The organism is Kiloniella sp. (genome assembly GCF_965205715.1).
Classification (GTDB): domain Bacteria; phylum Pseudomonadota; class Alphaproteobacteria; order Kiloniellales; family Kiloniellaceae; genus Kiloniella.
Map to the genome: position 1 here is coordinate 955,618 of NZ_CBDBHW010000014.1, position 25,688 is coordinate 981,305.

The following is a 25,688-nucleotide window of genomic DNA, read 5'->3' on the forward strand; positions in this document are numbered from 1 at the left end:
TAGCTTCCACAGAGCTGGATATAAAGTCACTAGGGGGCCGGTAGTTTTTGTAATATACTGTTTTATAACGTAATTATTTAGGATACCGGTATGGACTTTATTCCAACACGTTCACTTTGGAGCAAACCATGAAAGGAAAGTCGAAGATCTTCATCAGTGTGATGGGGATAGTCTTTGTCCTCCTGATCTTTACCGTACTAGTATTATTTTCTTTTAAAGTCGGAGAACGTGAGGCTGATCCTCAAACCAGTTTAGAAGTAGAAATCACTCTTGGCGAAGAGAAAAAGCCGGCATATATCAACCGTATTGAAACCCAACTCGATACAATGTTATTTGACAAAAAGATCATCAGTGCTCCCCCTAAAATGCGTACCGATGATCGCGCTCTGGTAAAAATCTCGCTGCAATTAAATAGCTCCATTGAGATGTTGAAACTCGCAGTTGTCAACGAAGCCTTGCGAGCAGGAGCCACGGTAAAATTTAAAGACGCATTAGAGGTTCGGCTTTCCAGTGATAATTTTAAAATCTATTCTCGAGGTCCAGCTAAACAGACAATCTCCAGATACAAACAAACTGATTGGAAATGGGAAATCCACTCGAAGAAAGCCGGAAACCATAAACTACACTTTATCTTAATCGCCCACTATGAAGTAGAGGGGCATAACGCTTTTCGAACCATCAAAGTAATGGACAAAGAAATAGAAGTTCAAGACTAATCCACAGACAAGTCGCATTAGCTAAAACACTTGTCGCCTTATTGGCTCTATATCCCCCCACGCTTTACTATTCCTTTAGCTGCCTACTTTATAATCTCATGAACCATCCTTTTAAGGAGATCACTATGCTGGGCGTTATAGGTGCGATGAGCGAAGAAGTTCAGCTATTGCGAGGTGAATTGAGCAACGCAAAAGAAAGTGTCCATGCTGGAATTTCCGTTATAGAGGGAGATTATAAGGGCACAAATATAGCTCTCGCCCAATCCGGTATCGGTAAGGTCAACGCCACCATCTGCACTCAAATGATGATTGATCTCTTTAAACCCGAAAAGTTGGTGTTCAGCGGTGTTGCCGGTGGCTTGCTACCGAATATGCAGGCTGGAGACATTATTATTGCCAGCCATGTTGCGGAATATGATATGGATCTCACCGCCTTTGGCCGTCGCCATGGCGAAACCCCTGGTCGGGAACGATTAATCGAGTGCGAGCCAGATTTGGTCGGAAAAGCCACCTCAGCCTTTGATGAAGCTTTTGATGGGGTTGAGGGTGCCCCCAACCTGATGCTCGGCACCATTGCATCGGGTGATACCTTCGTACAGGACAAAGAAAAACTACGTTGGTTACAGCGCGAGTTCGCGGCTTTGGCCACAGAAATGGAGGGCGCTGCCTTTGGTCATACCTGCAGCCTCTACGGCCTGCCCTTTGTGGTGATCCGCGCCCTCTCCGACACATCCTCTGATTCCGCCAGTGAAGACTTCACAGCCAACCTGCAACGTGCCTGCCAAAACTCCTTCCAGCTTATGGATCGCATGATCCCAAGCGCCCTCTCAGACTGGGATCAGGTGGATCGCCGTAAGAGTGAGTAAAGCTAAACCACCAGCCCCGGTTGGCATAGTAACCCTCCCTTCACAACCTTTTTATTCGCAAGATCTCACCCTTACGCCATATATAGAGTAGTAAAGATCTCTGGTGTTTGTTTGAAAGCTCTGTGTCAAAAAGCATTATAAAAGGGTTCCTTATCAAGTTTTATTTATGATCGAAAATTAACTTTGCTTCGCAGGCTGTTTTATAATTTTGGGGGATACATGCAACTCTCAGACCTTCGTATTCTCTGTAAAAGAGATCTGGTGCACCGCGCTGTCATTGTGGCTTTGACTGCAGGGACAATCCTGACCGTGATCAATCAGTGGGAGGCCGTATTTGGTGAAGATCTTCTAGATATCCCAAAGGTTATTCTCACCTATTGCGTACCCTATATGGTATCTAGCGTGTCCAGCCTGATCGCGACCATCACCCACACCAAACATCACCAGGCCACCCTGGATGAGCTACAAGCCCAAGCCGTTGAGATCGGGCAATCAATGGAAACCATTGGTTCTGGTCTTGATGAACAATTGGAAGCCATCAAGGAGACGCCCCTTTCAACAAATGGCTATGATCTAGGATCAGATTTGGCACGGCCCTTAACCTCTGCAATCGCAAAAGGGACTGATATCAAGGGTAATGCTGAAAAGGTAAATGTTACCTCTATCGAACGTACCGAATTTATCGGGGATCTCATTGGCAAGGCCGAAAACTTTGCAGGCAACATTGATGGTCTGATCTCCCAGATGCAAAACAGCGAAAGTGATCTCGACAACATGGGCACGACAATTGCCGCCTTGAGCTCCACATTCACCAGTATTCATCAGGAAATGTCCGAAGGTCGTAAAAACAGCTCTCAACTTGCCGACAACATTGCAACTTTCAATACAAGCTTCAATGAAATTAATGCCATTGCCGATGATATCGCGGTGGTCGCGAGACAGACAAATCTGCTCGCCCTCAATGCAACAATTGAAGCCGCACGTGCTGGCGAGGCCGGTAAAGGCTTTGCGGTGGTGGCTAACGAGGTAAAGGATCTCGCGACCAACGTTTCGAAATCGGTCTCGCAGGTTAACGCCTTGGTCGAAACCCTGAACGAAGGCCTCAAGGATCTCACCCAGGGGATCAAGTCTCTTGAGACAACCATGACTAAAACCGAGCAAGAGACCCAAAAGGACGCACAAAAATCTCAAGCGACCAGTGGGCAGATGTCATCGCTGGTAAATCAAACCCGAGAACAACTTTCCCACTTCAACAGCGAACTGAAACAGTTCAACGGTTTCACTGATGACATTCGGGAAATTAAAGGTAATACAGAGGCTGCGATATCTGGTTCAGCCAGAAACATCGAACTCGCAAAAGGGCTACTTGATGAGCTCTCAACGATAGAAAAAACGATAAAACAACCAAGTTAATTACTATATCGACGGAGCCAGACCTCTTCAATTTGGGTGATCCAGCTGGGATGAGGCTCTGGTAAAGTTCTGCCCAATTCTTCATGGCTCAATGTCGCAATCCCTCGGGGAATATCATCAAAGTACTTTTTATCCGCATCTGATAAAAGATGGCTCGCCAAGACGGATTGTTCTCCCCAATACAATGGATTTTGTTTGCGTGCCTGAGCCTCTGGGGACATCAGAAAATTGGCGACCACCATGGCCGCTTCTTTGTGGGCAGAGTTAAAGGGTATGGCGACAAAGTGCGTATTGCCTATCGTGCCCTGGTCCAGGACAAAGCTTCGCGCGCTATCAGGAAGTATTCCTTCTTCAATCGCATTACTAACCCCGCCAATCTGGAAGGAATAGGCTAGATCAACATCCCCCGCGCCCAACATTTCAATCAATTTATCGCTATTTTCCGGATATTCTTCCCCCTGTTTCCAGAGGTGAGGCACAAGAGCATCGAGATATAGCCATAAGGGTTCGGTAACCCGATCAAAATTATCTCTTGCTGGTTTTTGTAACTCTTCAGGAGCCGCAGTCAATTCCAATAAAGCCTGTTTCAAAAAGGTCGTGGCGCTGAAATCAGGGGGTGCGGGATAGCTAATACGCCCAGGATGGGTACGGGCATAGTCAAGAATGGATTGAATTGATCTTGGCGGAGATTTCAAGGTCGCCTGATCATAAATAAAGATCAGCTTTGCCATACCCCAGGGAGATTCCAACCCTTCCGTCAAAATGGTAAAGTCTTGAATGGCACCGGGGTTTTGCTCGGTATCAACAAGCTTGAAATTTGGTAGTTTATCAACAAAAGGACCATACAAAAGATCCTCTTCCTTCATGGTTTTAAAGTTCTCACCATTGATCCAGATAAGATCCACAGTACCGTTACTCAACCGACCGGCGGTTTTTTCCGCCAACACCTTTCGTACGGCTTCAGCTGTATCGCCCAACTTCACATGGATTATTTCGATATTGTGTTCTTCGAAAACCCGTTCACCGACCCACTCGATATAATCGTTATAGGTTTGCGCGCCTCCCCAGGCATACCAATAAACTTTTTGCCCACTCGCTTCGCCTGTAATATCGGACCATTCATCAGCACTCCCGGGTGAAATGCCCAGCGCAGCTGATGTGATGATCATCACCATACTCATAACCCATGTTTTCAACTTCATGTCAGAGCCTTTCAATCTTTCTACCCGAAAGCCTTTCTCCGCTACCGAACCCAGAGATGACGTTCAATAATTGGGGCAAGCGTATTCTCTGCTCTCATGAACTCCAGTTCGGCATTAAGCCGGTTCATTAATTCTTGTGCACCGGAGTAACGTTTTGAAATCAACATATGAAAAGTTGTTCGACTGGACGCGATGCCTAAGGCTTGAACACCGTCAACATAGCCATAAACCTGTTTAGCGTACTGGCGGGCAACCACACCACTAACCGATACCATGTCCACCCGGCCACTTTTTAATTGTTTGAAGCATTTCTCCATGCTGTTTGGGCTTGTTATAAGAAGATCGCCATCATTGATCATCTCGCCAATCAATCCATATGTCCTGTGCCCAAGCGGTAAGCAAATCTTCATTCCCTTCAAATCTGTGGCACTTTGCGGTAAGTCAGGAGTGTTGGCGTCAAAATATGTCCTGATATCCACCACAATAATAGGATCTGAATAGTAAAAAGCCTCGTTAAGTTCTGATCGGGGTTCCCAGGGAAAGGTCCCTAGATACTTCCCCAATTCAGCTTCGTGCAAAGCCCGTTTCCAGGGCCTCCGGCGATATTCTGGATCCAAACCTATTCTATTTAGAAGTGAAGTGATGATTTCAGTTACCATCCCTCCCTGGGGAAGTTGTTCGCCTGTATAGGGCGCGTAATTATATCCTGTCGTAAGCACCACACGTTCAGAAGCAGAAATCCCCCTGATTGGCAGGCACAAAAAACAGATGAACAGCAGGAAAGTGCTCAAAGGAAATAAGAGTTTTCTACAACCAAATATCGGAATAAAACCATTATATTTAGGGGTATCAGCAAACAATTTTTGAATAATGATGCTTGGTTTCGACCCAATAAAAAGTGGTTGAAAATCAATTGGAATTTTATAGCACAAATTTCATTCCCAACCGGATGTTGATAACCAATCCAGTAAGGAAAAAGAGTAGTCGAAATTAGTAACTTAACCATTAAGCCTTATTCGTACTCACTCCCACTTTAAGCCTCCATAAGCATAATTGCAGACCTTAAACAGAAGTCCTGCACCAAAAAGAGCGACCATTTTGATGCAGGACTGTTGAGTAAAAGATACAAGGGGGATATGCACTTTTACTTAAACTTTCGGCTCTTCTCCGCTTTGTTGAGTAGAAAAAGATGCCGACCGCCAAGTAACCTGTTGATATGTATGGTTTCTGATAACTTTACATAGAGCAGGTATATGACAATCAACATCTCGCAGCATATTTTAGGCCTCAAAGGGCAACGTGTAAATGAAATTAAACTGGATGACGGCGGTGTTAAGATTGTCATTCACTGCAGCCGAGACGCGCGTAGGAGGGCTATAGACCCTGCTACAGGCCAGAAGGGAAGCATCAACCAGCATGTCCGCCGACAAGTAAACGACATCCCCCTTTTTGGGTATCCTTGTGTGGTCGAGATTGAGCTGGCGCAGGTTTATATTAACAAGGGCGAACGCCGCATTGAGGGGTGTGATTTTGTTGATAAAGGGTGCCGTTTCACTCACCGATTTTGCCGACTGATCAGTGGATTATGTCGGCATATGTCTATTCAAGCGGTTTCCAGACATTTGGATATACGATGGGAAACGGTCAAGAATATCGACAGGGCATACCTTATTGAAACTCTCCCTACGCTTGATCCTGCAGAGCTAACTGGCTTGGAATATATTGGTGTAGATGAAGTTGCCCGGGCGAAAGGTCATGACTACATGACGGTGGTCTACGATATGGTTGGCGGTCATCTGATCTGGGTTGAAGCAGGCCGAACTGCCGAGGTTTTTTCAAGGTTTTTGAAACAACTGCAACCAGATACAGCCTGCAAAATAAAGGCCGTAGCGATGGATATGGGGCCTGCCTACCAAAAGGCTGTCAGAGAGTCCTTGCCGTTGGCCGACATAGTATTTGACCGTTTCCACGTCATGAAAAACTACAGCAAAGCTATCCATAATCAGCGTCGACTTGAGTTCAGAAAGGCCGATCCAAGTGGTAAAGAGTTGATGAAAGGGACGCATTATCTGTTGCTCAAAAATGCGGATAAGTTGAGTGAAAAACAAAGTGACAAGCTGCAAAGGTTGCTGGAGAGCAATAGCAACCTGAATGCACTTTACGTCTTGAAAGAACAGCTTCAGCTGCTGTGGAGTGCCGCTTCATTTGAGGCGATGGCGGAGCAACTGGAACGTTGGTGCCTGATAGCAGATCAGTCACAGATGCTCTATCTAAAAAAGTTCGCGAAATCCCTACGGAAACATTGTGTGGGCATCTGCAACTACGCCAAACACAAGCTCACAAGCGCCAGGATAGAGGCTGGTAATGTCAGTATAGGAATGATCCGTAAGCGAGCCAGAGGCATCAAGGATACCGAATACTTCAAACTCAAAATTAGACAATCATCCATTCCAGATAATCAATCTATGCTCTATTTGAAATCCTAAATCTACTCAACAAAGCGGAGAAGAGCCAAACTGGCTCTTCTCCGCTTTGTTGAGTAGAAAAAGATGCCGACCGCCAAGTAACCTGTTGATATGTATGGTTTCTGATAACTTTACATAGAGCAGGTATATGACAATCAACATCTCGCAGCATATTTTAGGCCTCAAAGGGCAACGTGTAAATGAAATTAAACTGGATGACGGCGGTGTTAAGATTGTCATTCACTGCAGCCGAGACGCGCGTAGGAGGGCTATAGACCCTGCTACAGGCCAGAAGGGAAGCATCAACCAGCATGTCCGCCGACAAGTAAACGACATCCCCCTTTTTGGGTATCCTTGTGTGGTCGAGATTGAGCTGGCGCAGGTTTATATTAACAAGGGCGAACGCCGCATTGAGGGGTGTGATTTTGTTGATAAAGGGTGCCGTTTCACTCACCGATTTTGCCGACTGATCAGTGGATTATGTCGGCATATGTCTATTCAAGCGGTTTCCAGACATTTGGATATACGATGGGAAACGGTCAAGAATATCGACAGGGCATACCTTATTGAAACTCTCCCTACGCTTGATCCTGCAGAGCTAACTGGCTTGGAATATATTGGTGTAGATGAAGTTGCCCGGGCGAAAGGTCATGACTACATGACGGTGGTCTACGATATGGTTGGCGGTCATCTGATCTGGGTTGAAGCAGGCCGAACTGCCGAGGTTTTTTCAAGGTTTTTGAAACAACTGCAACCAGATACAGCCTGCAAAATAAAGGCCGTAGCGATGGATATGGGGCCTGCCTACCAAAAGGCTGTCAGAGAGTCCTTGCCGTTGGCCGACATAGTATTTGACCGTTTCCACGTCATGAAAAACTACAGCAAAGCTATCCATAATCAGCGTCGACTTGAGTTCAGAAAGGCCGATCCAAGTGGTAAAGAGTTGATGAAAGGGACACATTATCTGTTGCTCAAAAATGCGGATAAGTTGAGTGAAAAACAAAGTGACAAGCTGCAAAGGTTGCTGGAGAGCAATAGCAACCTGAATGCACTTTACGTCTTGAAAGAACAGCTTCAGCTGCTGTGGAGTGCCGCTTCATTTGAGGCGATGGCGGAGCAACTGGAACGTTGGTGCCTGATAGCAGATCAGTCACAGATGCTCTATCTAAAAAAGTTCGCGAAATCCCTACGGAAACATTGTGTGGGCATCTGCAACTACGCCAAACACAAGCTCACAAGCGCCAGGATAGAGGCTGGTAATGTCAGTATAGGAATGATCCGTAAGCGAGCCAGAGGCATCAAGGATACCGAATACTTCAAACTCAAAATTAGACAATCATCCATTCCAGATAATCAATCTATGCTCTATTTGAAATCCTAAATCTACTCAACAAAGCGGAGAAGTGCCTCCAGTTCCATCTTTCCGGCTTCCATCTTTGACATATCCAGAATGTCATTGATGATCCGCATCAGTGATCGGGTGGAATCTTTGATCTTAAAGACCATGTCTCTGCTTTGTTCGTCCAGATCTTCTTCGAGCAGCATATCCGCCAGTCCCATCACACCTGTCATAGGCGTTCTGATTTCGTGGCTCATCGATGCCAAAAACTCAGATTTAGCATTATTGGCCATCTCCGCTTCATCGCGGGCGGCGGCCAAAGCTTCCGACACAGAAATATGTTGCCGTGCCTTTGCCTCAATACGGTGACGGGCATCTTCGAGTTTGCGTGCCATCTCTTGGGCTTCATCACGGGAGACCGTTGTTTCATCCAATTCTTGCGCCATTTCTACAAATGACTGTGATAATGAGTAGAAGTCTCCGGATTGATCGAGCAACAACTCTGGAATATCGATGATAAATTCCCCCAGAGCATAACTATGCGCCATACCTTCCAGGGCATTTATAGGTTCAATGACCTGACGCCGGTAGAGATAGAAAGAGAAGCCGATTAAAGACATCCCGACGATAAATAACCCGACGACCACATTGGAAAAAATTTCGCGTGATCCCGCGAAATTTTTAAGCGTACGCTCAATCTGATTAATATTAAACGTGACAATCTTATCAAGAACCGCATGCATCTGCTCGCGTTTATCAGACCAGCGGATAAAGGAGGCATTCGTATTTGCCTGATCTCCGAGCTTTATCATGGCAAGCAATTCATTCCTTATTGCTTTAATGCCATAGCGTTGTTCAATGTAATCACTTAGGAGCCTTCGCCCCTTGAGCGAGGGCAAAATATTTCGAAGGTCGCCCAGCGCTGTTTCTATTTCTCCTTCAGCTTGGGATAGCTGGTTCAGATAGACTTGATCGGGATACCCCTTATAGGACAACACCGCCACTTCAATAGCGTGCTGGGCCTTCGTTAATTGTGTGAGTTTATTTTCGGTCTGTTTTAAACGCGTTAATGACGCATCCAAGGTCTTACCTTCGGCATAAAATACGTATCCGGCATAAATCATGATACTAAAGAGCATCACCAGTAAAATAATGCTCGGAATCAATATCTTATGAATTATTCTCATCGGGATATTAAAACCCTTCAAGTTCCTGTAATAATTCAGCTATCTAAATATTTCTCTCCCGTATGCCACAAACAATTCAGCTACATATACTAAAACGAATACATGTTCATTTGTTACTATATTCGAGAGCTGTCCCAATTCTCATTGGGTTTCATAAGGCCAACGAAACACCGAGACCTCTATCAATTAATCCAAAGTACAATTGATTTCCGGCGGCTATTCCCACGAAAACACAGCACCTAATTGTCAAAAATCATGACTTCACATGACAACCGTAGCTATCAACCATAGGTATTACTTGTTTAAAATAAGTTAAAGTATCGCCACAAATATCCCCTGTAATTCAAGCATGAATGCCAGAAGAAAGCTCAGCATTGTATCACAAAGAGCTTTTATTGAGCACACAAAAAAGGGGGGCCTAATTACCCCCCCGCTCAGTTTTCCTAGTCTTTATTCAACAGCTTTATTCAACAGCTTTGAAACGTCCCATAAAAAAGCGCAGACAATTGGGCTCGTAGGTGAACTCTAATCCCCGGATTTGATTCGCTTTTTCCATGAGAGAAATAACCCCCTCAGCCGCAACATCCATATGCGATTGGGTATAAACCCGTCGAGGAATAGTCATGCGCACCAACTCCAGTTTTGAGCCGTGATTCTTTCCAGTTTCCTGGTTTCGCCCAGCAGAAACAATACCACGTTCCATGGTCCGCACACCGCTTTCCACATATAGCGCCGCGGCCAGGGCCTGAGCTGGATATTGCTCCTGAGGGATATGGGGTAGGATCGCTTTAGCATCCAGGAAGATCGCATGCCCACCAATGGGTCGAACAATCGGAACATTCGCATCCATAAGCTTCTTGACAAGGTATTCTACCTGGCCAATGCGGGCACGGATGTGATTATCGCAAAGGCTTTCACGTATCCCAATGGACAGTGCCTCCATATCCCGTCCGGCCATGCCGCCATAGGTGTGTAAACCTTCATAGATCACCACCAACTCACAGGCTTTTTCGTAAAGTCTATCATCATTAAGAGCTAGGAAACCCCCAATATTGACCATGGCATCTTTTTTGGCCGACATGGTGGCCCCATCGGTGAGAGAACAGATCTCGTGGGTAATCATGGCAACAGTTTTATCGCCATAACCTTCTTCGCGCTGCTGGATAAAAAAGGCATTTTCCGCCACACGGGTCATGTCGTGCATGATCTTAATGCCGTGGATATCACACAGTTTCCGAACCTCGCGAAGGTTCGCTAGAGATAGCGGCTGCCCTCCTGCCATATTCACGCAAGTTGCGACACAAATGTAGGGAATTTTTTCAGCCCCTACCCGCTCGATCAATGCCTGAAATTTATCTAAATCAATATTTCCCTTGAACGGATGATCTGAGCTTGGATCATGAGCTTCGTCAATAGTTAAATGACCCCCGGCAAAGCCGGGGGCTTAAGCGGGTGAGCCCCTTAAAGGGGCAAATTGGGAACCGCTAAAGCGGTTATGGATTGAATATATCCATTTGGTCAAAGTACTTATCACGCTCTTCTTGCGTTCTGATATACTCCCTCACCATCTGTTCATCGAGCCCTACAGTTGAGACGAAATATCCACGGGCCCAAAAATTTTCACCCTTGAAATTCCGTGCTTTATTTTTGAATTTTCGAGCTATGGCAATCGCGCTTTTTCCTTTTAGGTATCCAACGACTTTTGAAACAGCATGTTTGGGCGGTATGCTGATACACATGTGAATGTGATCCGGCATCAAATGGCCCTCCTCAATCTTACTTTCGCGATGCCCGGCCAGTTCATGGAAAATTTCACCAAGATACTGACGTAGGTTGCCATAGATAACTTTTTGCCTGCGTTTAGGGATGAAAACCACGTGGTATTTACAATCCCATCTCGTATGTGCAAGGCTTTTGTAATCTCTCATCGGCTAATTCCTTTGTTATTTTGGTCAATAAACAAAGAAATGTAAGACCGTGGGAACGGTCAAACCATTGAGAGTCCCCCGGCATAGCCGGGGGTTTACCGGATTAAATTACATCGATAAAAGTCGCCCCGGCCAGTTCCTGGTGTAATCGGGTGGTCGTAAAATACATATTGCCGGGTACATAGTCACCGGGCTTAATCATGATTTTGCTAAGGATGTGCTCTGCGCCACGGCCCTGGTGGGTCGGCAGTGTGTATTTATAATTATAACAAGATCGAATGGTTTCTTCGAGGTGATAAAAATTCCGGGACCCTGCATAAGCTTCATCACCATCCATCATCCCTGCCCACTGCTTGTCGCTCATGGCGCCACAGCCTGAATCAGTCAATAGATCAATATAGACATCGTCGGATTTAAGTAAAAAAGTATTGAGGCCGGCTTCCTTGATCGCCTGAGCGCGTTCTTGACGCGACGTCATCTTGATCAGTTCTACCATTTTGATTTTGTAAGGCTCGGCCCAGGATTGAATGGTCATTTCATTCTCCATAAAAAATAAATCTTTTATGGGCTTGGAGGAAAAAACCTTCGGGTTCCAGACACCAAGCCCACGCGGACTTGGCATTTCAACCCTTGAGGACAGAGCACGCCTTCGCAAAGCTCTATCAAGTGGCCAGTAAGAGGAACATAGCTATTATTGATTACGATGAATTTGATTTAGGTCAAGATGGCTTTAAATACCCACTATCATCACAGATATTTGTTAAAACTTGCGATCAAATAAAATCAATTCTATAGCTATGGTTGTTATCTAAGGTGTCTTATTACAACATTAACATCAGGACTCACGATGCAATCTTGGTACTATTGGTCTAACAATACTGAATTTGGCCCCGTGTCAAAACTACAGCTCTTTACCCTGTTCAAAGAAAAACAGATTGCTGGTTATAACTTCGTCAGACCTGAAGGATCAGATGAGTGGACCTCTTATAAAGAACTCGGCATACACCAAGACGATTTCTCACAGCAAGACTTCGACAATTATTCTGCATTTACACCTACGGGAAATACTGTACCACCAATATATTCAACGCCTACGTCTGCTGATAATACGATAAAGCCTTATGATTACCCTCTTGAAGTAGATCACGATTGGAAAGATGCTTCTCCTCATCCATGGAGACGTTCTTTCGCACGTTTTCTCGACATCTCTATCTATTTAAAGTTTATATATCTTCCGGGAATAAACTTTTTAACCTCCGGTATGGCCTCTGCACAGGTTAACCAATTCTCCCCTTTAGAATTAATGGTCATCCTTCTTATCACCTACGTCATATACATCCCATTTGCCATATTGTTGAATGCGTCTCTTATTGGCTTAGCAGGAAACACAATTGGTAGATGGTGCTTTGGAATTAAAACCCTTGAAAAAGATTTGTCTTCCATACAATTTAAGTCCGCCCTAAAGCGTGAATTTTTCGTTTGGAAAAACGGCCTCGCATTTGGAATTCCTATAATAAACTTGATCACCCAAGTTTATGGCTATTTAGATCTCACGATGAGGAAAAGAACCTCATGGGATAAAAATCTAGAAATGATTACCGTCCAGAGAGAGGATAATACCAAGCAGTTTATCCTCTGCATTATTGGCATATTTTGTTATTGGATAATAACCCGTTTTTATTAATACCTACGACACCACCACCGCATTGGCTCGCTCGTCTTCGTCCAGAGGCTCAAATATAGTTTCGCAGAACTCGAAAATTTCGCGAGAGACTTCGAATTGAAATGTCTCGGTTTGGGCTTGATTGCGGTAATCAACACGCTCCCAGCGGGTTTCTTTGTCCACGTCGAGATAATGGGTTTCAAATACCACGCCATGATCGCATAGGAAGTCCTGAACCCGTTCGCGCTGACTTCTGGCAAAGAAACCGATATCGAGGATTACTGAGATACCCTTATCCAGTATTTTGAGGCTTTCACTCAGTTGTTGAGCCTCACAACGCTGAGTGCGTTCCAACGCCCAGAAATAGAGTGGCGGATCAGGCATATCCATAAAAAACAGGGTCTTCATCCACTCATCAACAGAAAAAACGATCGCGTTTTTTCTTGCCGCCAACTGGCCGGCATAAGTGCTTTTTCCTGCCCCGGCATTACCCACAATTAAAAATACTTTTGCCACGATCTGCTCCTCTAAATTCCAAACTCGACAAAACAAACAGGCAAAGCTGAGGCCTCGGTTAAACCGAACCTACTTACTTATGGTTCAAAGAAAGCCGTAATTAATCCACAGCCTACTAAAAAGAAAGCTCTTTAGGAGTTGGATTTTGGAATAAAAATAAAATTGAAAAGATATTCACCCGAGTGTGATTTCTGCTTTCCAGCGTGTGCATTTTGTAGCGGCTGAAAAACGCCATCAGCAATGACGAAAGTGTCGTAGCCCAAAGCCTCAACCAACGCTATTGAGGAGGAGATATCTTTTTTGGTATGTGCTTCTTCAATTTCGATTACCAGAACGGGTTTATCCCGCTCAATGGTTTCTTTAGCACCTTCCAGAACCTGTAATTCAAAACCCTCAACATCAATTTTGATGAAGCCCACATTATCAATTTTTTGGTCATCCAACTTCGACGTAATGACATCTACGGGCAAATGATCGTCAAATTCCTGAACACTGCTTAATGTTGACAACTGACTGGAATACCCGCCTGACGTTTTTGGTATACGCAGTACCGATGACCCGGTTTCATTGGATATCGCGATGGGGGAGACACGCGCACGCTTTCCAAAACACTTTTCCAGCCGACGATACATTTTCGGATTAGGCTCAAAAGCATAGACTTCAGGACAAGTTTGAAGCAGCCGATGTGTCCAAACCCCTTTGTTGGCCCCGATATCAATCGCCGCCTTATCTGATCGCGCAAGAAAAGGGACCAGCTCCAATTCTTTTTCACCTTTGCGAGAAAATTTTCTCGTCTTGATCCAGCTGTAAATGGTTGAAGGCAATAAGGCATCCTGGATTTTCTCATCAAAGGAAATCAAAGGTGAAGAAGTCGTAGATTTAAACATAAATAAGCCCCCAATTATATTTGTCACCTTTCTTACAGGAGGGATCGTTTCCTGCCAAGAAAAATCCATTTACTCTATACAATAGAACCTTTTACAACCTGATCATTGCGGTTCATGACAGACAAGACAAATCTTGTTGCCATCCAGGTCGTGGAAATAGGCACCGTAATAATCCGGGTGGTATTGTGGCCGAAGACCGGGTTTTCCTGCGCATTGCGCGCCTCTATCCAAAGCTTTAATATACGCGCGACCAACCGCTTCTCGACTTGGCGCCAGCAGTGCCATCATCTGACCATTTCCGGCTGAACAATCTTCCCCATTTTCAGGAGTTCCGATCAAAAACAATGGCCGTGCCTGACCCGGCATCATCCAACCGGCCCAGGGTTTCTCCGGTTCTGAGAACTTTAAAACCAGCCCCAATTCCGACAAAATATCATCGTAAAACTCAAAAGCCTTTTTAAAGTCAGATACACCAATATAAACGTGGGAAATCATCAGAAACTCGTCATTGTTTTATAAGAATAAGCGAAGAATACCAGTATTAAGCTGGTCACTCCACCGACCCAACCAAAACCGATAACTCTTTTAAAAAAGCCAATTGACCTTACTTCCACAACCGGGAATGATAAATACTCAATATATTTTTCTATCACCGCAGCAAATAAACCGTATCAAAACGAAATCCATTTTAGGCTGGTATAAGACATGACAGCGTTGGAACCAAACAGTAAAGCTTCCCTTAGTCTGGATCAAATACCAGCGAACCGGGGCCTGGTTGACCTGCTCTACAGTCACGGCAAAATCACCCGTATGGCAAGGGATGAAGCCCTTAAGGTATTGACGCCACATGATCAATGGGGGGTATGGGTTTCAAGGATGTTGCTCGGGCTGGGCATTTGCCTTGCCCTTGCAGGTGTTGTCTTCTTTTTTGCCTTTAACTGGGCACGAATACCGTCTCATTTTAAGCTTGGGCTAATTGAATTTGGCATTATCACAAGCCTTGTATCTGCATACTTTTGCTCTCTTTCCCGGTATTCAGGGCAGCTCTCCCTGTTATCAGCAAGTGTCCTTGTGGGGGTTTTCCTTGCTGTCTTTGGACAGATCTATCAAACTGGTGCCGACGCTTATCAGCTCTTTCTGGTATGGTCCCTACTCATTCTAGGTTGGGTGATCATCTCCAACTTCGCGGCCCACTGGATTTTATGGCTGGTTATCACCAATACTTTTGTCGTGCTCTGGTGGGATCAAGCCGTTCTACCGTCCAGAGAAATCGAAACATTCGTGCTTGTACTGATGATGGCTCTCAATGTTACGGTGCTCGTTGCTCGAGAATTTCTGGCCCCGAAGCTCGCTTTCGTCTGGCTGTCGAAGGACTGGACACGTTGGGTGCTCCTTATTGCCAATTTAACGCTTATGCTGACACCAATTCTCATACTGATTGTCGAACCGGATGATGCGAACCCTTCCCTTCTTCTCGGCGCTCTTATTGGAGTGGTTGGACAAAGTGGGTTCTATTACTTCTATCGCTATATTGTAAAAGATATGTGGTCACTTGCGGCCGTCGTCATCGCGATTAGCATCATCATCGAAGTTGCGGTCATCAGATCATTAGCTGAGCTTTTCCAAAGTGAAGACGCGGTCATGTTCCTACTTATGGGGGTAATGACGATCGGGGTTGTTACAGGGCTCACTCTGTTCCTCCGCCGACTTACCGCGCAGTTGGAGGTCGAAAATGCCTGATCAACCAGCAATTTATAACGAGAACAGCCGGCAGAATTTTACAGCGGCCGAATTACTCAAAGCCCTTGGCAAAAAAGGCCTAATTACTTCAGATACAGACCTTGCTGATTTTATTATCAAACAGCAACAAGATCCTGATCTGCCCTTTTATCTCAAAATCCTTGCCGGGATCGGGGCCTTTATCGCTTCTATCTGTTTCATAGGCTTTCTGATGGTCGCAGATATTATCGGCTTTAACAATGAGTTCGAAGCTCTGGTATGGGGCGGACTATTTATAGGTGCGGCACTGAGTATTTACCGGGTGATGGGCACAAACCATTCTCTTAAACAAAGCTTTTTCCTTCAAACTTCCTTTGCACTGATCGCCGCAGGAAAACTGTTGTTTATTTTTGGCATCGCCGAGTTGTTAGACGGGGATGGCTGGGGCATCAACCTCGCCGCCCTGATGATAACAGCCCTAACCTATCCAATGTACCGGCTGTCTATAGAACGCTTTCTCTCCTGCACAGGGGTGTTGGTATCGGTTTTATTAAATATTCTATGGAATGATAACCTCGGCCTGTCCAAAGATATTCTCTATAACAGCTTCTTTGCTATCCAACTGGGGCTTGCTGCCTTTTTGCTGATCAACCCAAGGACAAGGCCTGGCATGGCTCCTTTGGCCCAAGCACTTGTTGTCTCACTATGTATTTCGGTTCTTTTCCTAAGCTCCCATGCCGAATTTGGATATCTGGATGACCGGGTTGTTATCGCGCCTGTGATTGTAAACATCCTATTGGCTACTGCCCTGATAGCCTTGATGGTCTGGGCGGTTGGCGGATTGGATAAACTAAAAAGAGAGCCTATTTTATTGGGTATCACCGGGGCAATTCTTCTTGGTCTGCTTTCAGTCCCGGGCGTTATTCTTGCCATTGGCTTGATGATCTTTGGTTACGCCAGACACGACAGGCTTTACACGCTCTTGGGCGCTCTATTGTTGCCGGTATTTTTGTGCCTTTACTACTACAATCTCGACATCACCCTTCTCCAAAAATCGGGTATTTTGATCAGCAGTGGTGTGATCCTCCTGGCTGGAAAGTTCTATTTGAAACTCAAAGGTTGGGACCAAAACCCGCTACACCTAAGTGATGAAACCGGGCAAGGAGATGCGACATGCGGATAAAAATCATGGTCGCCCTCTCGGTTCTGGTTCTCATTGCCTTAAATTACGCCATTTATGACAAGGAACAGATCATAGAGAACGGTGAAACCGTGCTGCTTGAACTCGCACCAGTTGATCCCAGATCCCTGATCCAGGGCGACTACATGCGTTTGCGCTATGCAATAGAACGAGACCTTCGCAAGGATATCACAGTCCCCGAAATCCAAAGCGGCTATATGATCGTCAAAACCAATGCGCAAAAAGTAGCAAGCTTCGTTCGCTTCGCCGATGACACCCCTTTGGCAGAAGATGAGAAACGGCTCTATTACCACCTTGAATATGGCGGTGTGCGCATTGTCCCGGACTCTTTCTTTTTCCAGGAAGGTCACGCAGACAAATACAATAATGCAAAATACGGCGTCTTCAAATTCGACAACAAGGGCAACCACATCCTTGTCGGATTGGTCGATCAGCCGTAGGCCCCAATCGGGGCTCTATTACATAAGGTTAGCGGAGGATTGTATTGTCGACGTCGTTGATATCGCGTTTACCGCACAAGGCCATGGTGACATCCAGCTCTGTGCGCAGGATATCCAGTGTCTTGGTCACCCCTGCCTTGCCCATAGCCCCGAGACCATAGAGGAAAGGACGGCCGATGTAAGTCCCCTTGGCCCCAAGTGCTACGGCTTTGAGCACGTCCTGGCCGGAGCGGATGCCCCCATCCATGTGGACTTCGACCTTATCGCCCACCGCTTCGACGATTTCCGGCAAGGCTTCAATGGAAGATATCGCCCCATCAAGCTGTCGTCCGCCGTGGTTCGAGACAATAATAGCATCGGCCCCGGTTTTCAGAGACATCTGGGCATCTTCGGCATCAAGAATTCCTTTGAGGATCAGCTTACCGCCCCAACGCTCCTTGATCCAGGCAACATCATCCCACGATAGCTTGGGATCAAACTGTTCTGCCGTCCATGATGATAACGAACTCAGGTCTTCAACCCCTTGGGCGTGACCGACAATATTACCAAAACTCCGGTTCTTGGTGCCAAGCATACCCAGGCACCAACCCGGACGGGTCATCATCTGCCAAACGTGGTGTGGTGTGAATTTAGGCGGTGTCGAGAGACCGTTGCGCAGGTCTTTATGACGCTGCCCCAGGATCTGAAGATCGAGCGTGAGAACCAGGGCTGAACAACCCGCCGCCTTGGCCCGGTCGATTAAACGCCCAGCAAAATCCTTGTCACGCATTACATAAAGTTGGAACCAGAACGGCTTGGTGGTTTTCTCAGCTACTGCCTCTATGGAACAGACCGACATGGTGGAAAGGGTAAAGGGTACCCCAGCCTCTTCACAGGCCTGAGCCGCGAGGATTTCACCATCCGCCCTCTGCATCCCGGTCAACCCCGTTGGCGCAATCGCCACGGGCATAGACACACCCTGTCCAACCATCTGGGTCGCCAAAGTGCGATTGGTCATATCTACGGCAACACGCTGACGGAATTTGACTTTCTGGAAATCACTTTCGTTGGCGTTATAGGTACTTTCGGTCCAGGAACCGGAATCAGCATAATCAAAAAACATCTTTGGCACCCGGCGCTGAGCGAGCTTTTTCAGGTCCGCAATTTCAAGTATCTGTGCCATGTCAGGTTTTCCTATTTGATTATCTGGTCGTTACTCGCTCAAGAACATTGACATATTGGATAAATAATTTTACCAATAATGTAAAGTGGTAAATATTTATTACCAATTTTTGATTTCACATGAAAGTTATGAGATGGCGTTAAAAAAGATCCAGTCCGAAAAACTGTCAGACACCGTCGCCAAACAGCTTGAAACCTACATTCTCGAAGGCGTACTGCCCCCCGGTGAATATCTACCTGCTGAACGGGAACTGGCCCAGCAACTGGATGTTTCCAGGCCGTCTTTACGCGAAGCTTTACAGAAACTCGAAGCCCAAGGCCTGCTGGAAACCCAGCAGGGCGGTGGCACACTGGTCAAAAACTTCCTCGGCCCTTCTCTTACCACTCCCCTCACCGCGATCTTTCAAAACCACCCCGATACCGTCGATGACTTTATGGAGTTTCGCTCCATCTCCGAAGGCAACGCCGCCTACTTCGCCGCCGAGCGCGCCACAGATGCCGACCGTAAAATCCTCACCACCTGTATAGAGGCCATGGACGCCGCCCATGAAAAAGGAGATCTGGAGTTGGAAGCCAGCATCGACGCAGACTTCCACATGAACATCGCCGAGGCCGCGCACAATGTGGTCTTGCTCCACGTAATCCGCTCCATGGTTGAAGTCCTCAAACAAGGCGTGTTCCTAAGCCGCAAACAGCTCTACACCCATCAGGGCTCGCGCGACCTCCTGCTCGCCCAACACCACGCCATCTACGACGCCATCATGGCTGGTAAACCAGACGACGCCCACGACGCCGCCTGCGACCACCTCGCTTACGTGCAAAAGGCCATCCGTGACCTTGAACGCGAAGACCACCGTATTGAAGTCTCCAAGCGACGCTTGGAACGTTACATGGATAAACAGCGCAAGAACACTAAGAGTGGAAAGAAAAGTTAAGCGATATAGAGATAACAGAACCTCAATTTTATTACGTGGAATAACGAAACCGTAGATCTGTATTGTTATGCTATGAAGTTTATAGATATATTGAATCACAACTAATTTTCCCCTCATGGTGAGAGTACTGCCCCCGCAAAAGGTCCAAAAAACTCAGTGTAAAACCACAACCAATTGGGTTTGACCAATTGAAATTAGTAAAAAGCATTGGCCTATCATATAATATGGAGAGTAAACGAATGGCGTTGTTGGAATGGTTCCTCGAGACAAGTCAAAATGAGTTAGTTGGTTTAATTGGAGGGGCGATTTTTTTCGGTTCTTGGATGTTACAGGCTTGGGAAACCCGATTAGCAGGGAAACCAACGGTTTCAGCTCGCTTCTTTGTCCTTCGTTCTATCGCATCTTTATTAATGGCGTTAGAAGGTTTACGAGCAGGTTCGATTTCAATCTTTATTGTCATGGCAGCAACACTGGTCTTAATGCTCTACAATCTTAAATCTGCAATAAAGGTAGAGGCTAGAGAACGTCAACTGTCTAAGGATTAGTTTTATCTACTGACAAGACATGGGATGAGAAAGCAAATCGGTAGCATCAGGCAGAGGAAGACATACTGCCAACCCCGACAACCGCCTTTGCCGTAATCCTGATTTTTTGATCGCCGTTTGGTAGCATATTCGCTTTGTGTCATCAAAAAGAATATACCCACCCTCTGCAAGTTTTTTAGCGGCTTCGGTTAGACATGATTCTCGAGCTCGACCATCAATCACGATGAGATCAAATTTTCCCTCTTCCTCATGAATAGACTGAACATAATCATCAAAAAATTGATCTTCATAACCTTTTCTATTCGATCGAATACAACCGCTTAATTTCGGAGGTACAGCTTTCAGGGTTGTATTGGAGAAATTTTCGATTAGACATCCAACTCTTTCTGACCATTTAGGATCATGCTCAACCGAGACAACCTCCGAGCTGTGTTTCGAGAGCCAAATGGTGCTCGCTCCACTTCCCCACTCAAACACACGCGCGTCCTTTCGCTCCTCCAAAAATGATTCAACGAATTCTACTGCATCAAATGTCCACCAGGGAAGACCAAGATGAACCATATCATCTAGATCATAAATAGCGAATAAGGAGCGGAACCATTTCGATGGGCGGTTTTTAGGCTTCTCTAATACTGCCAACAAATTAATGCCGCGTAGCACTTCCCTAATTCCATGTACGCATTTCACATAAGTGTTTCGAAACACATCCATCAGCATTGCTCTCAATATTAGTGAATTTACTTGCTACTTTTCTATACGGCGGCCATTTTCAGTAACTTGATCAATGACATATTTTTGATTTTCACGAATTCTGGACGATTGAAACAGTTCTGCGACAAAACCCACGCTAAGTACTTGCGTTCCTGTAACGAATAGCAAAATCCCAATAAGAAGAAGTGGGCGATTACCTATTGGTCCCAGATCCAGAACCCACAAAGCTGAAAGATAGGCGATAAACAACGTCCCTAATAAGCAAAGAGGAAGTCCGATCATTGCAAAAAAATGTAACGGTCGAGCGTTATAGGTTGTCATCATCTTAACGGTAAACATATCCAGCAAACCCTTAATCATTCGTTTGCTTCCATATTTTGAAACACCGAATTCTCGTGCGCTGTGTTTGACTGGAATTTCTGCCCCCTGATATCCGGCTGAATGCAATATAGCAGGAGTAAACCGATGCATTTCACCATACAAGTTCAGATGATTTGTTGCCCTACGTGTATACGCTTTGAACCCACAATTAATGTCATGAATTTCAATGTTAAATAACTTCGATGTCATCCAGTTAAAAATTTTCGATGGAAGGGTCTTACCTAAAGGATCGTTACGATTTTGCTTCCATCCACTTACATAGTCATTTCCTTCCGAAAGCTTTTGTAAAAAATTTGGTATTTCTGCGGGATCGTCCTGTAAATCTGCATCCATTGTCACCACAATACTTCCCCGTGCCTCTCGAAATCCAGCCGAAATCGCAGCAGCTTTACCGAAGTTTCTTGTAAAACGAATAACCCTCACATGATTATCCGTTTCACTTAAACCTTCAGCAATCTTTACCCCCTCATCAACACTGCCGTCATCGACGAAAATTACTTCATATGGATTGTTGAGTGATGAAAAAGCTTCAGAGATTCTATCATTCAGTTTGATTAACGTATCTTGCTCGTTCAAAAAGGGAACAATAACGGATACCAAGTCATGATCGGAAGACTTCAGCGATAAGCTATCAAGATGGGCCTGAGCCAGTTCGGGTGAAGAATTCATGTAGACCTGTCCTTGATAAGCAGATTGGACTTAAATAATGACTAGAGAATTGCTAGCCTATCCCATTGACTTAATCAAGTTTTTATGAGGAAATTCCTAAACCAAACCCACACTAATTACGGGATTTTCTAGTGAATGACAGTAATCAATAGTATGACTCTGAAGACTGATATAGTTGACCACTCGTCTTGGAAAATCTGTTTAGCAGCCAGCATAATTCCTCTGATTTTAGGTGCTTTTACCCTATTCGAGCCTTTTTCACGAGATCAAGGTATACATGCCACAATAGCAAGCGCACTTCAGGATGGACTGTCTACTTACCGGGATGTGTATAATATCAAGCCCCCCATGACGACAGCGACCCACTGGCTTGCTTTAGAAGTATTTGGGCATTCCGTATATTCAATCAGATACCTGGACATGTTATTTGTAATGTTCGGCATGGCCTGTTTATCAATTGCTATCCTTCGGTTAGGAGGATCGAAGGCATTGGCAATAGGTGCTGCCGCTGGTTTTTCATCTTTGTTTTATTCACTAACTTATTGGGAGCATGCACAGACAGATGAATGGGCTGCAATATGTTTAATCATTAGCCTTTTATTACTTTCTCTAGCCTGGCGGCATCCTGATAACCACCAACGCTTCCTGTTAATTTTTTATGCAGGTGCTGTAATGGGGATAGCGTTCACTTACAAATACACTATTGCCGGAGGTGGGATACTGATTTTCGCCCCCATGCTGACTTCTGATAAAAGTACCAAATTCTTTTGGCGCGACTTAATGTGGTTCGTTTTAGGTGGACTGACATTTCTGGCTATTATTGTATCCTTTCTTGCCTCGACAAATACGCTGATGCCATTTCTTGAAATCCAGGAGTTCATAAAAGGATACGTTGAATATTCAAGAAATAATTTGAGGGTGGCATTGGTCGCAATTGCTATTGTTCTATCGTATTCCCAACTCAACGCCACTTTAGTCTTGTTTGGCACGGGCATGCTAATAGCCGGAATGGTTAAAAAAGGCGCCTCATTACTACATGTTGTCACAATAATGTTGATCGCCGCAGGTTGGTTGTCTGGCTTTGTTCAGGGAAAAGGTTTTGCTTATCATTTTATACCCATATTAATCGGCTACGCTATACTTTTTGGCTTGGCAACTGAAGCTATTTTGTTATCGATCAAACTCCGTACCCAAATAGCCATTAATGGATTTACAACTTGGCTCATTCTCATGGTCAGCTTAGTTCTAATGACAAGCGCCTTTGAGAAAAACTTTAAAGGTATTAAAGAGGTAATTTTTAATGTGCCCTTACAAGTACGTCTAGAGGAATACGACGTTGATCGTGACTTTAATTACCCGGAAACTTTAAAATTTAGCAATACGCTGTCAAAGATACGAAAACCTGATGAAACCATGTTTATCTGGGGATATGAAACAGCCCTATATTTTTTGCAAAATACATCTCCTGAATATCGATACCCTTATACATGGCCTTTTTCTGTCGATTTCTATGACGAAAGGTATACGAAGGATTTGTTGGATCGGCTAAAAAAATCACCTCCAAAATATTTCATCGTCCAAAAAAAGGATGGAACACCGTGGGTTACCGGCCATAAATTGGATAGCCGTGAAATTTTACCGAAACACCCAGAAATCCACAATTTCCTCTTAAATCACTACAAAAGCATTCTTGAAACTGATCGATTTGATCTATGGGAAAACCGCCCAAATTGATCTCACCAAGGATCACCCAAGACCACCGCATTGAAGTCTCCAAACGGCGTTTAGCACGCTATATGGATAAACAACGCAGAACACTAAGCGCTGGAAAAACAAATAAGGCCTACGTAAAACCCATCATCATTGGCTTGATAATATTTGATCAGTCCACCTCAGAAATCGGCACCTGAAGTCCTGATTTAACTCGGTTGACTACGACGTTGGAATGAAATCTTCGTATATTGGGATTGTCGGTAAACACTTGCCGACTGAACTCTTCATAGGCTGCCATATCTGTGGATGTCACAATGATGATAAAATCGGTATGACCAGCAACATAGTAACATTGTTGAACATCTTCGAGGGACTGCATTGAACGTCGAAATTCGTCAAGGTGATCGTGGCTCTTCTCCGCTTTGTTGAGTAGAAAAAGATGCCGACCGCCAAGTAACCTGTTGATATGTATGGTTTCTGATAACTTTACATAGAGCAGGTATATGACAATCAACATCTCGCAGCATATTTTAGGCCTCAAAGGGCAACGTGTAAATGAAATTAAACTGGATGACGGCGGTGTTAAGATTGTCATTCACTGCAGCCGAGACGCGCGTAGGAGGGCTATAGACCCTGCTACAGGCCAGAAGGGAAGCATCAACCAGCATGTCCGCCGACAAGTAAACGACATCCCCCTTTTTGGGTATCCTTGTGTGGTCGAGATTGAGCTGGCGCAGGTTTATATTAACAAGGGCGAACGCCGCATTGAGGGGTGTGATTTTGTTGATAAAGGGTGCCGTTTCACTCACCGATTTTGCCGACTGATCAGTGGATTATGTCGGCATATGTCTATTCAAGCGGTTTCCAGACATTTGGATATACGATGGGAAACGGTCAAGAATATCGACAGGGCATACCTTATTGAAACTCTCCCTACGCTTGATCCTGCAGAGCTAACTGGCTTGGAATATATTGGTGTAGATGAAGTTGCCCGGGCGAAAGGTCATGACTACATGACGGTGGTCTACGATATGGTTGGCGGTCATCTGATCTGGGTTGAAGCAGGCCGAACTGCCGAGGTTTTTTCAAGGTTTTTGAAACAACTGCAACCAGATACAGCCTGCAAAATAAAGGCCGTAGCGATGGATATGGGGCCTGCCTACCAAAAGGCTGTCAGAGAGTCCTTGCCGTTGGCCGACATAGTATTTGACCGTTTCCACGTCATGAAAAACTACAGCAAAGCTATCCATAATCAGCGTCGACTTGAGTTCAGAAAGGCCGATCCAAGTGGTAAAGAGTTGATGAAAGGGACACATTATCTGTTGCTCAAAAATGCGGATAAGTTGAGTGAAAAACAAAGTGACAAGCTGCAAAGGTTGCTGGAGAGCAATAGCAACCTGAATGCACTTTACGTCTTGAAAGAACAGCTTCAGCTGCTGTGGAGTGCCGCTTCATTTGAGGCGATGGCGGAGCAACTGGAACGTTGGTGCCTGATAGCAGATCAGTCACAGATGCTCTATCTAAAAAAGTTCGCGAAATCCCTACGGAAACATTGTGTGGGCATCTGCAACTACGCCAAACACAAGCTCACAAGCGCCAGGATAGAGGCTGGTAATGTCAGTATAGGAATGATCCGTAAGCGAGCCAGAGGCATCAAGGATACCGAATACTTCAAACTCAAAATTAGACAATCATCCATTCCAGATAATCAATCTATGCTCTATTTGAAATCCTAAATCTACTCAACAAAGCGGAGAAGTGCCGTGATCGTTGCGTTTTCGTTCCAGCTCGACCTCGACAATAAAGGTCATGTAGCGCCCGATATTTCTGGGAGAGAGAACTGAAATATCGGCTTCAATAATGCCTTCATCCCGAAACCGCTTCATCCGACGCTGTACGGAAGATCTCGAAACACCAACCATGTCCCCCAACTCATCCGCTGCAAGACGGTTGTTTTGCTGAAGAACTTTCAAAATCTTTTTATTAACATCATCTAACACGGTAGGCATTTGTTTTTCCATTCCTCGAAAT

The 25,688-nt window shown here is 45.2% G+C and carries 29 protein-coding genes; 13 read left to right on the top strand and 16 right to left on the bottom strand.

Features of this window, described 5'->3' with window-relative positions; genetic code table 11:
• Nucleotides 1-128: 128 nt before the first annotated feature.
• The 3 genes from ACOGW3_RS21415 to ACOGW3_RS21425 all read left to right on the top strand — a co-directional run bounded on the left by ACOGW3_RS21415 (nt 129) and on the right by ACOGW3_RS21425 (nt 2,995).
• Nucleotides 129-716 (top strand): hypothetical protein, encoded by a 588-nt coding sequence (locus tag ACOGW3_RS21415; protein WP_419904808.1) that lies wholly within the window; start codon nt 129-131, stop codon nt 714-716.
• A 125-nt stretch (nt 717-841) separates the two neighbouring features.
• Nucleotides 842-1,582, top strand: coding sequence for a 5'-methylthioadenosine/adenosylhomocysteine nucleosidase (locus ACOGW3_RS21420; protein WP_419904809.1), 741 nt, complete (start codon nt 842-844; stop codon nt 1,580-1,582).
• 219 nt (nt 1,583-1,801) lie between these two features.
• Complete coding sequence (locus ACOGW3_RS21425; RefSeq protein ID WP_419904810.1) at nt 1,802-2,995, top strand: methyl-accepting chemotaxis protein; 1,194 nt, start codon at nt 1,802-1,804, stop codon at nt 2,993-2,995.
• Here the strand turns inward: ACOGW3_RS21425 and ACOGW3_RS21430 are convergent.
• The 3 genes from ACOGW3_RS21430 to ACOGW3_RS21440 form a co-directional block, all read right to left on the bottom strand.
• Nucleotides 2,992-4,170 (bottom strand): ABC transporter substrate-binding protein, encoded by a 1,179-nt coding sequence (locus ACOGW3_RS21430; RefSeq protein ID WP_419904811.1) that lies wholly within the window; start codon nt 4,168-4,170, stop codon nt 2,992-2,994. The two genes, ACOGW3_RS21425 and ACOGW3_RS21430, sit on opposite strands and share 4 nt — an antisense overlap.
• Nucleotides 4,171-4,238: 68 nt before the next feature.
• Nucleotides 4,239-5,129: a substrate-binding periplasmic protein gene (locus ACOGW3_RS21435; RefSeq protein ID WP_419904812.1), complete on the bottom strand. Its 891-nt coding sequence runs from the start codon at nt 5,127-5,129 to the stop codon at nt 4,239-4,241.
• A 212-nt stretch (nt 5,130-5,341) separates the two neighbouring features.
• Nucleotides 5,342-5,464 (bottom strand): hypothetical protein, encoded by a 123-nt coding sequence (locus tag ACOGW3_RS21440; protein ID WP_419904813.1) that lies wholly within the window; start codon nt 5,462-5,464, stop codon nt 5,342-5,344.
• Between ACOGW3_RS21440 and ACOGW3_RS21445 the strand changes: the two genes are divergently transcribed.
• Complete coding sequence (locus ACOGW3_RS21445) at nt 5,451-6,683, top strand: ISL3 family transposase (protein ID WP_419901077.1); 1,233 nt, start codon at nt 5,451-5,453, stop codon at nt 6,681-6,683. The two genes, ACOGW3_RS21440 and ACOGW3_RS21445, sit on opposite strands and share 14 nt — an antisense overlap.
• Before the next feature lie 6 nt (nt 6,684-6,689).
• Here ACOGW3_RS21445 and ACOGW3_RS21450 read toward each other — a convergent pair whose 3' ends face one another.
• Nucleotides 6,690-6,824, bottom strand: a complete 135-nt coding sequence (locus ACOGW3_RS21450) for a hypothetical protein (protein WP_419904814.1) — start codon at nt 6,822-6,824, stop codon at nt 6,690-6,692.
• On the opposite strand from ACOGW3_RS21450, the gene ACOGW3_RS21455 reads away from it, so the two are divergent.
• Nucleotides 6,811-8,043 carry an ISL3 family transposase gene (locus tag ACOGW3_RS21455; RefSeq protein WP_419901077.1) on the top strand — a complete coding sequence of 411 codons (1,233 nt, stop codon included), beginning with the start codon at nt 6,811-6,813 and terminating at the stop codon, nt 8,041-8,043. The genes ACOGW3_RS21450 and ACOGW3_RS21455 overlap by 14 nt on opposite strands.
• 2 nt (nt 8,044-8,045) lie before the next feature.
• Here ACOGW3_RS21455 and ACOGW3_RS21460 read toward each other — a convergent pair whose 3' ends face one another.
• The 4 genes from ACOGW3_RS21460 to ACOGW3_RS21475 all read right to left on the bottom strand — a co-directional run bounded on the left by ACOGW3_RS21460 (nt 8,046) and on the right by ACOGW3_RS21475 (nt 11,738).
• Nucleotides 8,046-9,188: a histidine kinase dimerization/phospho-acceptor domain-containing protein gene (locus tag ACOGW3_RS21460; protein ID WP_419904815.1), complete on the bottom strand. Its 1,143-nt coding sequence runs from the start codon at nt 9,186-9,188 to the stop codon at nt 8,046-8,048.
• 463 nt (nt 9,189-9,651) lie between these two features.
• Nucleotides 9,652-10,602 (bottom strand): tryptophanase, encoded by a 951-nt coding sequence (locus tag ACOGW3_RS21465; RefSeq protein ID WP_419905970.1) that lies wholly within the window; start codon nt 10,600-10,602, stop codon nt 9,652-9,654.
• 79 nt (nt 10,603-10,681) lie between these two features.
• Complete coding sequence (tnpA, locus tag ACOGW3_RS21470) at nt 10,682-11,116, bottom strand: IS200/IS605 family transposase (RefSeq protein WP_419901154.1); 435 nt, start codon at nt 11,114-11,116, stop codon at nt 10,682-10,684.
• A 103-nt stretch (nt 11,117-11,219) separates the two neighbouring features.
• Nucleotides 11,220-11,738 carry a beta-eliminating lyase-related protein gene (locus ACOGW3_RS21475; protein WP_419904816.1) on the bottom strand — a complete coding sequence of 173 codons (519 nt, stop codon included), beginning with the start codon at nt 11,736-11,738 and terminating at the stop codon, nt 11,220-11,222.
• A gap of 225 nt (nt 11,739-11,963) precedes the next feature.
• Between ACOGW3_RS21475 and ACOGW3_RS21480 the strand changes: the two genes are divergently transcribed.
• Nucleotides 11,964-12,800 carry an RDD family protein gene (locus ACOGW3_RS21480; protein ID WP_419904817.1) on the top strand — a complete coding sequence of 279 codons (837 nt, stop codon included), beginning with the start codon at nt 11,964-11,966 and terminating at the stop codon, nt 12,798-12,800.
• A gap of 3 nt (nt 12,801-12,803) precedes the next feature.
• On the opposite strand, the gene ACOGW3_RS21485 is transcribed toward ACOGW3_RS21480, so the two are convergent.
• The 3 genes from ACOGW3_RS21485 to ACOGW3_RS21495 form a co-directional block, all read right to left on the bottom strand.
• Nucleotides 12,804-13,295, bottom strand: coding sequence for an AAA family ATPase (locus ACOGW3_RS21485; protein ID WP_419904818.1), 492 nt, complete (start codon nt 13,293-13,295; stop codon nt 12,804-12,806).
• A gap of 131 nt (nt 13,296-13,426) precedes the next feature.
• Nucleotides 13,427-14,182: an FkbM family methyltransferase gene (locus ACOGW3_RS21490; RefSeq protein WP_419904819.1), complete on the bottom strand. Its 756-nt coding sequence runs from the start codon at nt 14,180-14,182 to the stop codon at nt 13,427-13,429.
• Between the two features lie 102 nt (nt 14,183-14,284).
• Nucleotides 14,285-14,677: a VOC family protein gene (locus ACOGW3_RS21495; protein ID WP_419904820.1), complete on the bottom strand. Its 393-nt coding sequence runs from the start codon at nt 14,675-14,677 to the stop codon at nt 14,285-14,287.
• Nucleotides 14,678-14,887: 210 nt separating this feature from the next.
• Here ACOGW3_RS21495 and ACOGW3_RS21500 point away from each other — a divergent pair, with 210 nt between their 5' ends.
• Genes ACOGW3_RS21500 through ACOGW3_RS21510 form a run of 3 tightly spaced genes read left to right on the top strand, consistent with a single transcriptional unit; the run spans nt 14,888 to nt 17,542 of the window.
• Complete coding sequence (locus ACOGW3_RS21500) at nt 14,888-15,922, top strand: DUF2157 domain-containing protein (protein ID WP_419904821.1); 1,035 nt, start codon at nt 14,888-14,890, stop codon at nt 15,920-15,922.
• A complete protein-coding gene (locus tag ACOGW3_RS21505; protein WP_419904822.1) occupies nt 15,915-17,084 on the top strand; it encodes a DUF4401 domain-containing protein in 1,170 nt (389 codons plus the stop codon). The genes ACOGW3_RS21500 and ACOGW3_RS21505 overlap by 8 nt, the downstream gene beginning before the upstream one ends.
• On the top strand, nt 17,075-17,542 hold the full coding sequence (locus ACOGW3_RS21510) for a GDYXXLXY domain-containing protein (protein WP_419904823.1): 468 nt from the start codon (nt 17,075-17,077) through the stop codon (nt 17,540-17,542). The genes ACOGW3_RS21505 and ACOGW3_RS21510 overlap by 10 nt, the downstream gene beginning before the upstream one ends.
• A gap of 28 nt (nt 17,543-17,570) precedes the next feature.
• Here ACOGW3_RS21510 and ACOGW3_RS21515 read toward each other — a convergent pair whose 3' ends face one another.
• Nucleotides 17,571-18,704: an alpha-hydroxy acid oxidase gene (locus tag ACOGW3_RS21515; RefSeq protein WP_419904824.1), complete on the bottom strand. Its 1,134-nt coding sequence runs from the start codon at nt 18,702-18,704 to the stop codon at nt 17,571-17,573.
• Between the two features lie 133 nt (nt 18,705-18,837).
• On the opposite strand from ACOGW3_RS21515, the gene ACOGW3_RS21520 reads away from it, so the two are divergent.
• A complete protein-coding gene (locus ACOGW3_RS21520) occupies nt 18,838-19,638 on the top strand; it encodes a GntR family transcriptional regulator (RefSeq protein ID WP_419904825.1) in 801 nt (266 codons plus the stop codon).
• A 239-nt stretch (nt 19,639-19,877) separates the two neighbouring features.
• Nucleotides 19,878-20,183 carry a hypothetical protein gene (locus tag ACOGW3_RS21525; RefSeq protein WP_419904826.1) on the top strand — a complete coding sequence of 102 codons (306 nt, stop codon included), beginning with the start codon at nt 19,878-19,880 and terminating at the stop codon, nt 20,181-20,183.
• Nucleotides 20,184-20,189: 6 nt separating this feature from the next.
• On the opposite strand, the gene ACOGW3_RS21530 is transcribed toward ACOGW3_RS21525, so the two are convergent.
• On the bottom strand, nt 20,190-20,843 hold the full coding sequence (locus ACOGW3_RS21530) for a class I SAM-dependent methyltransferase (protein ID WP_419904827.1): 654 nt from the start codon (nt 20,841-20,843) through the stop codon (nt 20,190-20,192).
• An 84-nt stretch (nt 20,844-20,927) separates the two neighbouring features.
• Complete coding sequence (locus ACOGW3_RS21535) at nt 20,928-21,944, bottom strand: glycosyltransferase family 2 protein (protein WP_419904828.1); 1,017 nt, start codon at nt 21,942-21,944, stop codon at nt 20,928-20,930.
• Between the two features lie 135 nt (nt 21,945-22,079).
• On the opposite strand from ACOGW3_RS21535, the gene ACOGW3_RS21540 reads away from it, so the two are divergent.
• Nucleotides 22,080-23,678 (top strand): glycosyltransferase family 39 protein, encoded by a 1,599-nt coding sequence (locus tag ACOGW3_RS21540; RefSeq protein WP_419904829.1) that lies wholly within the window; start codon nt 22,080-22,082, stop codon nt 23,676-23,678.
• A gap of 148 nt (nt 23,679-23,826) precedes the next feature.
• On the opposite strand, the gene ACOGW3_RS21545 is transcribed toward ACOGW3_RS21540, so the two are convergent.
• On the bottom strand, nt 23,827-24,174 hold the full coding sequence (locus tag ACOGW3_RS21545; protein ID WP_419904830.1) for an Lrp/AsnC ligand binding domain-containing protein: 348 nt from the start codon (nt 24,172-24,174) through the stop codon (nt 23,827-23,829).
• On the opposite strand from ACOGW3_RS21545, the gene ACOGW3_RS21550 reads away from it, so the two are divergent.
• Complete coding sequence (locus ACOGW3_RS21550; RefSeq protein ID WP_419901077.1) at nt 24,161-25,393, top strand: ISL3 family transposase; 1,233 nt, start codon at nt 24,161-24,163, stop codon at nt 25,391-25,393. The two genes, ACOGW3_RS21545 and ACOGW3_RS21550, sit on opposite strands and share 14 nt — an antisense overlap.
• A 6-nt stretch (nt 25,394-25,399) precedes the next feature.
• Here ACOGW3_RS21550 and ACOGW3_RS21555 read toward each other — a convergent pair whose 3' ends face one another.
• Nucleotides 25,400-25,666: an Lrp/AsnC family transcriptional regulator gene (locus ACOGW3_RS21555; RefSeq protein WP_419904831.1), complete on the bottom strand. Its 267-nt coding sequence runs from the start codon at nt 25,664-25,666 to the stop codon at nt 25,400-25,402.
• Nucleotides 25,667-25,688 lie beyond the last annotated feature (22 nt).

What these genes read in the sequence shown, in the direction of transcription:
- ACOGW3_RS21415 (WP_419904808.1), top strand. Translation starts at nt 129, where the DNA reads ATGAAAGGAAAGTCGAAGATCTTCATCAGTGTGATGGGGATAGTCTTT.
- ACOGW3_RS21420 (WP_419904809.1), top strand. Translation starts at nt 842, where the DNA reads ATGCTGGGCGTTATAGGTGCGATGAGCGAAGAAGTTCAGCTATTGCGA.
- ACOGW3_RS21425 (WP_419904810.1), top strand. Translation starts at nt 1,802, where the DNA reads ATGCAACTCTCAGACCTTCGTATTCTCTGTAAAAGAGATCTGGTGCAC.
- ACOGW3_RS21430 (WP_419904811.1), bottom strand. Translation starts at nt 4,170, where the DNA reads ATGGTGATGATCATCACATCAGCTGCGCTGGGCATTTCACCCGGGAGT.
- ACOGW3_RS21445 (WP_419901077.1), top strand. Translation starts at nt 5,451, where the DNA reads ATGACAATCAACATCTCGCAGCATATTTTAGGCCTCAAAGGGCAACGT.
- ACOGW3_RS21440 (WP_419904813.1), bottom strand. Translation starts at nt 5,464, where the DNA reads ATGTTGATTGTCATATACCTGCTCTATGTAAAGTTATCAGAAACCATA.
- ACOGW3_RS21455 (WP_419901077.1), top strand. Translation starts at nt 6,811, where the DNA reads ATGACAATCAACATCTCGCAGCATATTTTAGGCCTCAAAGGGCAACGT.
- ACOGW3_RS21450 (WP_419904814.1), bottom strand. Translation starts at nt 6,824, where the DNA reads ATGTTGATTGTCATATACCTGCTCTATGTAAAGTTATCAGAAACCATA.
- ACOGW3_RS21460 (WP_419904815.1), bottom strand. Translation starts at nt 9,188, where the DNA reads ATGAGAATAATTCATAAGATATTGATTCCGAGCATTATTTTACTGGTG.
- tnpA (WP_419901154.1), bottom strand. Translation starts at nt 11,116, where the DNA reads ATGAGAGATTACAAAAGCCTTGCACATACGAGATGGGATTGTAAATAC.
- ACOGW3_RS21475 (WP_419904816.1), bottom strand. Translation starts at nt 11,738, where the DNA reads ATGCCAAGTCCGCGTGGGCTTGGTGTCTGGAACCCGAAGGTTTTTTCC.
- ACOGW3_RS21480 (WP_419904817.1), top strand. Translation starts at nt 11,964, where the DNA reads ATGCAATCTTGGTACTATTGGTCTAACAATACTGAATTTGGCCCCGTG.
- ACOGW3_RS21490 (WP_419904819.1), bottom strand. Translation starts at nt 14,182, where the DNA reads ATGTTTAAATCTACGACTTCTTCACCTTTGATTTCCTTTGATGAGAAA.
- ACOGW3_RS21495 (WP_419904820.1), bottom strand. Translation starts at nt 14,677, where the DNA reads ATGATTTCCCACGTTTATATTGGTGTATCTGACTTTAAAAAGGCTTTT.
- ACOGW3_RS21500 (WP_419904821.1), top strand. Translation starts at nt 14,888, where the DNA reads ATGACAGCGTTGGAACCAAACAGTAAAGCTTCCCTTAGTCTGGATCAA.
- ACOGW3_RS21505 (WP_419904822.1), top strand. Translation starts at nt 15,915, where the DNA reads ATGCCTGATCAACCAGCAATTTATAACGAGAACAGCCGGCAGAATTTT.
- ACOGW3_RS21510 (WP_419904823.1), top strand. Translation starts at nt 17,075, where the DNA reads ATGCGGATAAAAATCATGGTCGCCCTCTCGGTTCTGGTTCTCATTGCC.
- ACOGW3_RS21515 (WP_419904824.1), bottom strand. Translation starts at nt 18,704, where the DNA reads ATGGCACAGATACTTGAAATTGCGGACCTGAAAAAGCTCGCTCAGCGC.
- ACOGW3_RS21520 (WP_419904825.1), top strand. Translation starts at nt 18,838, where the DNA reads ATGGCGTTAAAAAAGATCCAGTCCGAAAAACTGTCAGACACCGTCGCC.
- ACOGW3_RS21525 (WP_419904826.1), top strand. Translation starts at nt 19,878, where the DNA reads ATGGCGTTGTTGGAATGGTTCCTCGAGACAAGTCAAAATGAGTTAGTT.
- ACOGW3_RS21535 (WP_419904828.1), bottom strand. Translation starts at nt 21,944, where the DNA reads ATGAATTCTTCACCCGAACTGGCTCAGGCCCATCTTGATAGCTTATCG.
- ACOGW3_RS21540 (WP_419904829.1), top strand. Translation starts at nt 22,080, where the DNA reads ATGACAGTAATCAATAGTATGACTCTGAAGACTGATATAGTTGACCAC.
- ACOGW3_RS21550 (WP_419901077.1), top strand. Translation starts at nt 24,161, where the DNA reads ATGACAATCAACATCTCGCAGCATATTTTAGGCCTCAAAGGGCAACGT.
- ACOGW3_RS21545 (WP_419904830.1), bottom strand. Translation starts at nt 24,174, where the DNA reads ATGTTGATTGTCATATACCTGCTCTATGTAAAGTTATCAGAAACCATA.
- ACOGW3_RS21555 (WP_419904831.1), bottom strand. Translation starts at nt 25,666, where the DNA reads ATGCCTACCGTGTTAGATGATGTTAATAAAAAGATTTTGAAAGTTCTT.